Raw genomic sequence first — 7,625 nt, forward strand, 5'->3', positions numbered from 1 at the left:
CCCTATCGGACCACCGTGACCTCAGTTGGGATGGGCCCAGCACTGCCGCGTACTCGGTGAGCTAGAGCCAACTGTTCGTCTTCACGTCGCGTATGGCGATATTTCGGTCGTCCGGCTCGGTGATGCCGTAGCCGAACGCCTGGAGCGTCTCGATGGACTCCTGGATCCTCTGTTGGAACATGGGACCCGGATCGACCCTCGGCCCGAGGTGCCCGCGCCAAAGGCACGGCGTGGCGCGCAGCATGTTATGGATTTTGGAGATGGGCTCGATGTCGGCGTAGACGTTGAGCGTCGCCATGGCGTCCTTGTGGCCGAGGATCGATTGGAGCGCCTTGATATCGCCGCCTTGGCGGATCCACTGCGTTGCGAACGTGTGGCGAAGGCCGTGGAACGTGATCAGCTCGTCGTTGGTGCCCATGAGGCCGTTGGTCTCCGAGAACGTCTTGAACGCCCTGCGGATATAGCTTGTCGTCGCGAAGGTCGCGCCCGGCTCCGACAGGATGTAGCAGTCCCCGATCTCGACCGCCCCGGTAAGGCCGCGCAAGCGCAGCTTTCCGCAGTCGATCTCGTGGGTCTCCTTCAGGAAGGGGAGTAGGCCGACCGGGTCGATGGGGATACCCCTGGCGTCATGGGTCTTGGTGTCCTTGATGAACGAACCCATTCCCTTCGCGTACGCCACCGAGTGCCTGATCGAGATCAGGCCCGTCTCGAAATCCACATCGCACCACCGAAGGCCGCAGACCTCGCCGATTCGCATCCCCGTGTGCAGGGCGAGTACGACCGCCCTCTAATCCTCGGCGGACCAATCGAGTCCGAACTCCTTTCGGGCATCCTCTTCGCTCATGACTTCGAGAAGGTCTCCGGGTTGGCAACGAAGGGCGAGGCATAGCTGCTCGAGTGTGTTGAAGCGAATGCCGCGAATATGCCCTTTTTTAATACGGGACAGGTTCACGGGCGTGGTTCCAATCCTTTCGGCAAGTTCGTTCGAGGAAATCTTTCGCTCGGCCATGATCTTGTCGAGGCGAACAATTACGGGCATGGCGTTTCCTTACGCAATCTCGTCGGAGTCGAGGTACAGCTCTCGGGCGTACAAGAAGAGCTGGGAAAGCATGAACAGGACGATGCCGAGAACCAGAGAGGTCCAATCGAATGATGAAGCGATCTCTTGGGCGCCGACGGCCCCCTCGCCGCCAAACATCGAAACGGAGGTTTTGAGTGAGCCGGCGTAGAGGCTGGTGGCAGCTTGAACAACGAAGAGAATGCCGAGCACCTTCAAGCATGTCGCAGACCCTTTCTTGAAGGGGTCTCCGCTCTTGATCGTCCACACGAGAACGGCGCTGAGGATGGTCGTAGCGATACCGATGACGGCAGGGACCAATGTCGAGATCGCAAGGGCTGGATACGCGGGGGAGTCTGCAATTACAGGGTTGTCGAGCACTTCGATTGCTGGCTTTAAGGAGAACGCCACTTGTGCGATGGCGGTGGCGCAAAGGGTCGCAGAGGCTATCGCACATGCGATGCGGAAGGAATGAAGCCGGGGAGTGCGATTGTCGGAACTCATAATAACCTCCGAAGAATTTAAAAAACTCAGGTTACTTTTTAACAGTTTATGTTAAATTGACTTTGCCGGCAAGTAATCACAGCATGCTGCAACCGAAACCCCTCTAGATTGGAGAGGATTATGTTCAGTACTGTTAAGTCGTGTAAGCTCTTGGTTTTCCTCGGCCTCGCTCTTTGTCTGTTGCTGCCGGGAGCCCCCGCTTTTGCGGATACCCCGATGCCTCCTTCCCAGGAGAGCAGCCAGTGTGCCCTCGTTGAGCCCCTCGGGTATACGGACGACGTCGTCGATACCTACTGGAGCTACAGCTGTCCTCGCGGCGTAAGCGGGCACAGCATCTCGATGTTCAACATCTCTTACAAGACGATCTCCTACCGAAATGGCTATCGCCGATCCGCGCATCATAGGGAATCTCGCCTCGCTGCAATGTGCTCCTGTGGTGTTCTTGGCACAACTGATAAATGGCAATTTGTCTATAGCACCTACTAGATGCGAGGAAGGGCCGAGCATTTTGTTCGGCCCCTCTGTTCCGACTGGATGAGGTTAAGGTTGGCGATGAATATGCTCAAAATCTCGAAGGCAATCTTTAGGTCGCTCATCTCCTCCAGGTCGCTCTGTGTTGCCGTTGTTGCGCTGATGGTTCTTTGTGCTTTGCCCGTCTTCAGGAGCGCGGCTGGCATCGACGGACGGGTCGAATACCTCGAGTCGGGAATAACCCGTGTTGAGCAGGAATTGTCAGCATCCTATGCGGATGCGCTTGTGAATGCGGGGGAGGAGGGTGTCTATACCTCTTCATCAAGCATGCCCGCGCTTCTGTACCCTCTTGCCGCGGGGCGTCTTGTCTTGGCGCCGCTCTCTACTCTGCTTCCGTTTCTGCAGGTATCGGATGGAGCGTACTCCTATTATGACGGATCGAAGGAGTACTTGCTATGGGCCGCAACGGCCGTTGCCGTCTCGTTCCTTGCCGCGCGTCTTAACAAACGTGAAAAACTCATCATCCAGGCACCGATGGGTGAGCTGGGCAGGCTTGTTGCATCGAGCGTATGGGCGAGTGTTTTTGCGATGCTTGCCGTCTTCGCCGTCAATCTTCCAGGGATAATCGCCGCACTTGTGAAGAATGGCCCGGGCTCGCTGTTCTATCCGATAGGCTACGTTCAATATGCGACTCCGGTTATCAAACCGGCTTGGCTGGTGTTCGCACAGACGGCCATCTTGCAATTCTTGGTGGCGGCGTTCATCTCGCTCGTCGTTCACCTTGCCGTGAAGATTGCCAATAACCCTACGCTTGGAAACGTGTTCGTATGTGCCCTGATGGGGGCGACGATGGTTCCCGGGTATTACGGAAGATCCATCGCTTTACGTGAGTTCGCCCTGTTGAATCCCCTTACGTATGCGAACACTGAGTTGACCGTCGGCGCCTATAGCCCGTACCCGACAACGCAGATAGTGAATCTGCCTGGACTTTGCTTCGAGCGTGGCGCGATTACCCTCGTATGCGCAATCGGGATCGAGGTGCTGGCAATTAGCCTGCTTTGCGTTGCTGGAAAGAGCGGCTGCGCGCGCCCGATGTCCCCGATTTGTCTTGAGAGAGGTTCCTTCACCGCATCGAGAACGACAGCCCGTTCGAGCGCTTGTGCCTCCGCCGTTGCATACGTAAGAACGATGGGGAAGCTGCTCCTGCATTCTCCTGCCCTCGCCGTATGCGCGATTGCAATGTCGACGGCGATGCTGGCCCCGGCTCTGGTCGAGGTGTTTCCTGACGCTGGTGACGTTTCCGCTGTTCGGTATAGGGATGGGGAGCTCCGTTCAATAGATCGGTATCTAGAGCAGGACGCTGCGAATATGGACGTCGAGGGCAAAGCGGCCCTGGAAGGCATGCGAGATGCTCTTTCGGGTTTCGTGTACGCGCCCACGCCTGCGGAGGGGTTTCGAAGCCTTGCGACGTACGAGCGCGCTCGAGGCGAGCTGGGCGCGGCAGATGCGACCCTCCTGCAATCGATCGGAATCGAGCCGGAGACTCCTTCTCGTGCGGAGGCGCGCGCCCTTCTGCTCGAGTCGATCGCGAGCTTGCCGGACCCCAAGGTTTACGAGTTAAGTACGAAGATGCCCCCATTAATCCTCCTTTCCTATCTCCAGGCAGCGCTTCCTTCCTTGTTTTGGCTGTTGCCCGTGGTTGTCACATCGCTTGCGTGCACCCACCTGCGGTGCCGTTCCCTTCTGGTTTTCCAAGTCCCCGCAACAGCGCATGTGCGTTTTCTGACGGCTGTTGCGCTGTCTCTCCTGCTTGGCTTGGCGCTGCTTTTGGTGTCGATGGTTCCCGCTGCGGTTGTGTCCTTGATTAAGAACGGTGCGGGTGGATCGGAGTATCCCGTCGCTCTCATTCGGGCGGGAGCTTCGACAACGTCCATGGTGGGGGAGGCGGTGTTGTGCAGTATTCCGTTGCTGGTCATGGCATACGGCGTGATTTCCGTCGTCGCTGCGTTGACAGCAGCGATTAGCCGCAACCCCGTTGTCACCGGAGTGGTTTGCGCGGTTCTCCTGGTGTTGGGTTCGTTGAGCGCTCATGTTGAAAGCGCGGGCATGGGCGTCGCGCTGCTGGCTCCATTCGCCTCGTTTGATCCCGCTTCCCAGGTGGGGACGATTGGGTTCCTTGGGCGAGGGACGAACGCGATGCCTTTTGGAGAGGTCGTCGGCGCATCGGGCGCTCTGCTGGTGGTTTTGGGCGCCGTATCTCCGTTGATGGTGCGCCTGAGTGTTCCAAAGATCGAAAGGGGATGATCTCGATGATTGGCCTTCAAACGCTGACGATCTCTTATGGAAAGAAGGTGCTCGTAGATTCGGTGGACGCTGAGTTTGCCCCGGGTACGGTCTACGGTCTCGTCGCTCCGAACGGGCATGGAAAGACGACGTTGCTGCGTGCGATGGCAGGTTTGCCGGGTCCTCGCGTGGACGGGAGCATCGTTCTGGATGAGGTGCAGGGTACGGGTGCGAGAGAGGTCCGTTCTATGATCTTCTATGCACCTGGTGAGGGGACGCTGCTGTATCCCGGATTGCGTGCGGAAGATCACCTCAAGATGGTTTGCGATATGTGGCCGCATGCTCGCGATATCGAAGAGATAGTGGAACAAACGCAGATAGGCGAGTTCGCGAAGATGAGGATCCGCACTCTGAGCCAGGGCATGAAGCAGCAGCTTACCCTGGCGATTGCGTATGCGACGGGCGCGCGGTACCTTCTATTAGATGAGCCCATGAACGCGCTCGACCCCAGCAGGGTGGACTTGCATTCCGAGATTCTCAGGAAGCTGGCCGATTCTGGTACGTGCATCATCATGTCATCCCACATCTTGGATTCGGTCGATAGGCTGTGCGATGAGATTCTGTTTTTGAAGGATGGGAGGCTCATTAGAAGCATTCCGCAAGATGATGCTGCGCCGAAGTCTCCTGGATCCCATTTCGCAAAGCCTGCCGGACGCGCCGAGGGTGCGCTAAGCACGTATCGGCGACTCTACGAAAAGGGCGGGTAGAAATGCAAGTTAAAAATCTATGTGGCCAATGTGATACCGTTGAACCCGCATATCGATACCGCTCAGCCATTCGCCTCGCCCCCGTCGCACGCATCTTCATCCGGTCTGTTACTTTTAATCTAACAATTCTTTGAGGAACGTAGGTGCTTCTAAATGTACTGTCGACTTCTTCTCAAACTAATCCTAAGAGACAGGGCCGTATGGATTTGCACGCTCGTTCTCGCCGCAGCCTTTTCCGTCCCCATTGCGTTCAATTCACCCATCTACGGCCCCTTCTTTATGAAGCAGGGCATGCAGGGCTTTGTCGACGCATTCAATACGCGCGCGCCCCAGGCCAGCGGCACAGACCTATCGCCAGAGCAGCAAGATGACGCTGAGCTTGCAAGATACGCGAACGCCGCCCTCGCCGCTCAAACCGACGCCGCCTTTCTCGATTCTGCCGAGAGCTACTACGCGCTCATGGGCGAAGGCTTCCAATCCGGGTCCATCGTGGGAGACCGAGAGACCAATGACGCAGAGCTCGCATATTGCCGCGCCCTGAGCAGCTCCGGCATCACGGATATCCCGGCCTCCGCAAACGACCTGCCGTTCCTCTCCTTCCTGCCCTACGCCATTGCCCAGGCGCCGTCCTTCCTTCCCTTCATCCCCTTCCTTCTCTCGTCGATACTCGTGCTCGGCGCCACAAGGCCTGCGACCCTGGCGGCAAAGGCGCCCGTGCCCAAATTCCGGCGCCTTATCCAAACCGTGTTTTCGATAATTGGCGCGGGGACCGCGATGCTCCTCGCCGGCCTTGCGCCCGGGAGTATTTACGCCTTGGCCCTAAACGGCTTCGGGCAAATTGGGTACCCGATCGCCTTCTTCCATGACGGCGCGCTCACTACCACGACCGCGGGAAACGTCTTCACGACCATACTTCTCGCGCTGCTCGCGGGTGGAACCTTGATATCCGTTTGTTCCGCCGTCCTATCGACCGCAACGAGGCGCGTCCTCGCGGGCCCCCTTGCCTCCGCGTTGCTTGTCGCGGCCCCGGCATTCCCGTTATTGTCCGATTCGGCACTGGGGCATAATGCCGCGCTCGGGCTCCTGCCGCTGGCCGTGTTCTCGCCTATCGAGGCAACGGGTTACGTAGGGTGCTTCCCGACGGAATTCATTGGCTCCGGTTCGGGCGGCGCATCGATGCTTGCCGTGGCCCTGGTATACGTCGCGGTCCTTTTCGCGGTCGGCGCCGTTGTGACGCGTTCGCCCAAACAGGCTGGACCCGCTAAAAAGCACCATGGGCTTGAGCTCCTGGACGTGAGCGTGGGATACGGGAGCACGACGGTACTTTCAATCGGGTCGCTTTTCCTGAGCCCGGGAACGGCGGCGGGCCTCATTGCTCCCAACGGCTCGGGGAAAACCACCCTTCTTGAAGCGCTGTCGGGCCAATTTCCCACCCGCATCCGCTCGGGAAGCCTGGCGGCAGACGGAATCTGCCAACGTCGATCAGCCGAATTTGCAGAACTCGTCTACCTGAGCTCTTCGGGCGGCGCGGATCTCTACCCAACGCTATCGGCCCTCGAGCACCTCTCTTTCGTTGGGGAGGCGTGGAAATCGGCCGCCGACATCGACTCGCTCTGCGACTCCCTCGGAATCTCCCCATATCTCGACAAGCCGATGCGTAATCTCTCGACAGGAATGAAGCAGCAGGTAAAGCTTGCCATGGCGATAGCGACCGGTTGCCCGTACCTCATCCTCGATGAACCGCTGAACGGCCTCGATCCGGGAAAGCGGAAAACCTCCTGCGACGCGATGCGCAGCGAGGTGGCGCGGGGACGAAGCGTGCTCATTTCAAGCCATCTGCTCGACGACCTGGCAGACCTCACCAACTCGTTCTACTTCATCGAGGCCGGCACGCTCGTGGAAAAGATCAAGTCGTCCTCGCAGACGCTCAAGCAGGAATACCTCGATACATACGAGGGAGGTGAATGACATGAAACTATTTGAACAGCTGAAGTCCAATGCGTCGCGCATGGCTGTCTACGCCATCCTCGTGGCAACGGCTTTATGCGGAATCGCGGCACCCGTCTATGCGCTCAACGGGGAGAAAGGCGATGTCGAACCCGCGTACATGGCTTCGACGGTTAAAGACCGGTACAAAGCCTTCTCTGGAGACGCGTTTTACGTAGCAGAGTACGACACGACCTACCGTGAGCTTCGCTACAACAAGAGATACGAATATCTAGGCGCAAAAGTAATCAGCTATACATCGGGTTGGTACGGCCCCAACTATGGACACATAACCCAGTTCAAGTGTAACTACCGTGTGTACAACTAAAGCAACCCGGCCGGGACGAGGGGTGACGCAAAAGCGTCGCCCCCGTTTTTAACCATGTCAACTGAACCTAGTTCAGTTTGGTTGATTTCCGATCTCAGCCGAACACATTGAGCGGAAAGGCCGTTCCCGCAGTCAGTCGAACGTCCCCGGGGCCCTTCTCAGGCCCCGGGGACGGCATTTTCCCAGTTGAAGGAACGGTGGAGATGTGTTTCGATGGGTCAGATTCGTG

General features: G+C 58.0%; 7 protein-coding genes. 4 read left to right on the plus strand and 3 right to left on the minus strand.

Translation table 11 applies throughout. The features are described 5' to 3' along the window. Positions 1-61: 61 nt before the first annotated feature. From DXC52_RS06555 to DXC52_RS06565, 3 genes are read right to left on the minus strand one after another with little or no spacing between them, the layout of a single operon-like run. The gene (locus DXC52_RS06555) at positions 62-769 is read right to left on the minus strand and encodes a site-specific integrase (RefSeq protein WP_255360342.1); all 708 of its coding nucleotides are present in this window, start codon (positions 767-769) and stop codon (positions 62-64) included. Between the two features lie 18 nt (positions 770-787). Further along, positions 788-1,039, minus strand: a complete 252-nt coding sequence (locus DXC52_RS06560) for a helix-turn-helix transcriptional regulator (protein WP_006235292.1) — start codon at positions 1,037-1,039, stop codon at positions 788-790. A 9-nt stretch (positions 1,040-1,048) separates the two neighbouring features. After that, positions 1,049-1,561: a DUF2975 domain-containing protein gene (locus DXC52_RS06565; protein WP_006235293.1), complete on the minus strand. Its 513-nt coding sequence runs from the start codon at positions 1,559-1,561 to the stop codon at positions 1,049-1,051. 552 nt (positions 1,562-2,113) lie between these two features. Between DXC52_RS06565 and DXC52_RS06575 the strand changes: the two genes are divergently transcribed. The 4 genes from DXC52_RS06575 (at position 2,114) to DXC52_RS06590 (ending at position 7,396) form a co-directional block, all read left to right on the plus strand. Further along, entirely contained in the window at positions 2,114-4,336 is a 2,223-nt protein-coding gene (locus DXC52_RS06575; RefSeq protein ID WP_117746624.1) for a hypothetical protein, read from the plus strand. Positions 4,337-4,341: 5 nt separating this feature from the next. Next, positions 4,342-5,082, plus strand: coding sequence for an ATP-binding cassette domain-containing protein (locus DXC52_RS06580; RefSeq protein WP_158554606.1), 741 nt, complete (start codon positions 4,342-4,344; stop codon positions 5,080-5,082). 153 nt (positions 5,083-5,235) lie between these two features. Next, the gene (locus DXC52_RS06585; RefSeq protein ID WP_117746626.1) at positions 5,236-7,050 is read left to right on the plus strand and encodes an ABC transporter ATP-binding protein; all 1,815 of its coding nucleotides are present in this window, start codon (positions 5,236-5,238) and stop codon (positions 7,048-7,050) included. Between the two features lies 1 nt (position 7,051). Further along, a complete protein-coding gene (locus DXC52_RS06590) occupies positions 7,052-7,396 on the plus strand; it encodes a hypothetical protein (RefSeq protein ID WP_117746627.1) in 345 nt (114 codons plus the stop codon). Positions 7,397-7,625 lie beyond the last annotated feature (229 nt).

The sequence above is a fragment of the Collinsella sp. TF05-9AC genome, from assembly GCF_003438495.1.
Classification (GTDB): Bacteria; Actinomycetota; Coriobacteriia; order Coriobacteriales; family Coriobacteriaceae; genus Collinsella.

Bases quoted from the DNA above. Each gene is read 5' to 3' on its own strand.
- DXC52_RS06590 (WP_117746627.1), top strand. From the start codon at position 7,052: ATGAAACTATTTGAACAGCTGAAGTCCAATGCGTCGCGCATGGCTGTC.
- DXC52_RS06565 (WP_006235293.1), bottom strand. From the start codon at position 1,561: ATGAGTTCCGACAATCGCACTCCCCGGCTTCATTCCTTCCGCATCGCA.
- DXC52_RS06575 (WP_117746624.1), top strand. From the start codon at position 2,114: ATGAATATGCTCAAAATCTCGAAGGCAATCTTTAGGTCGCTCATCTCC.
- DXC52_RS06560 (WP_006235292.1), bottom strand. From the start codon at position 1,039: ATGCCCGTAATTGTTCGCCTCGACAAGATCATGGCCGAGCGAAAGATT.
- DXC52_RS06585 (WP_117746626.1), top strand. From the start codon at position 5,236: ATGTACTGTCGACTTCTTCTCAAACTAATCCTAAGAGACAGGGCCGTA.
- DXC52_RS06580 (WP_158554606.1), top strand. From the start codon at position 4,342: ATGATTGGCCTTCAAACGCTGACGATCTCTTATGGAAAGAAGGTGCTC.